We start from the raw sequence: 1,046 nt of genomic DNA on the forward strand, positions 1-1,046 counted from the left end.
ATTTTGGATCTGATGCAAACCGTACCGACATTCGTCTACTTGATCCCGACGTTAGTTTTGTTTGGTTTAGGCATTGTACCGGGACTGATATCAACCATCATTTTTGCCATTGCAGCACCAATTCGATTGACGTATTTGGGCATCATCAAAGTGCCAGAAGAGCTACTGGAAGCGGGTAAAGCATTTGGTGCAAGCCGTATGAAGTTACTGTTTAAGGTGGAGTTACCTGCGGCACTACCAAGCATCATGGCGGGGGTTACCCAATGTATTATGCTATCTCTTTCGATGGTGGTCATTGCCGCACTAGTAGGTGCAGATGGTTTAGGTAAGCCAGTTGTACGCGCACTGAACACGGTAAATATCTCGCAAGGTTTTGAAGCTGGTTTAGCGATTGTTCTTGTTGCAATCATTCTTGATCGCTTATGCAAAGCACCAAACCAGAAGGAGGCTTAATCATGGACGCAATTACTATTGAAAATCTTGATGTAGTGTTTGGTCAGCAGCAATCACAAGCTTTGGCTTTGCTGGATCAAGGTAAGTCTCGTCAGGAGATCATCGACGAAACCGGTCAGGTCGTTGGTGTTGATAATGTTTCTCTGACGGTCAAACGCGGTGAGATTTGTGTGTTGATGGGGTTGTCGGGTTCTGGCAAATCCAGCTTGCTTCGCACGGTGAACGGGCTCAATGATATTTCTCGTGGCTCTCTGAAAATCCAAGACGGCGATGATATGGTGGAGCTCGCTAACTGTAATGAGCAAACGCTTCGTCATTTACGTACTCATCGAGTGTCGATGGTGTTCCAGAAGTTTGCTCTGATGCCTTGGCTAACGGTACTAGATAACGTGGCCTTTGGCCGGGAAATGCAAGGTATAGGTAAAGCAGAGCGCCGTGCAAAAGCACGTGAACAGTTAGAAATGGTAGGCTTGTCAGAATGGGAGAGTAAGCTCCCGCATGAGCTATCTGGTGGTATGCAGCAGCGTGTGGGCTTGGCTCGTGCGTTTGCGATGGACACAGATATTCTTCTCATGGATGAACCGTTTTCAGCA

At 47.1% G+C, this 1,046-nt stretch carries 2 protein-coding genes; both read left to right on the forward strand.

The genetic code is table 11. The features are described 5' to 3' along the window. A partial coding sequence (locus R8O70_RS26210) for an ABC transporter permease subunit (RefSeq protein WP_318184589.1) occupies window positions 1-453 on the forward strand: 453 nt, incomplete at its 5' end. Between the two features lie 2 nt (window positions 454-455). Continuing rightward, the coding region (locus tag R8O70_RS26215) for an ATP-binding cassette domain-containing protein (RefSeq protein WP_318184590.1) at window positions 456-1,046 on the forward strand (591 nt) is incomplete at its 3' end.

This window comes from Vibrio sp. 779(2023) (assembly GCF_033344285.1).
GTDB classification, from domain to species: domain Bacteria; phylum Pseudomonadota; class Gammaproteobacteria; order Enterobacterales; family Vibrionaceae; genus Vibrio; species Vibrio alginolyticus.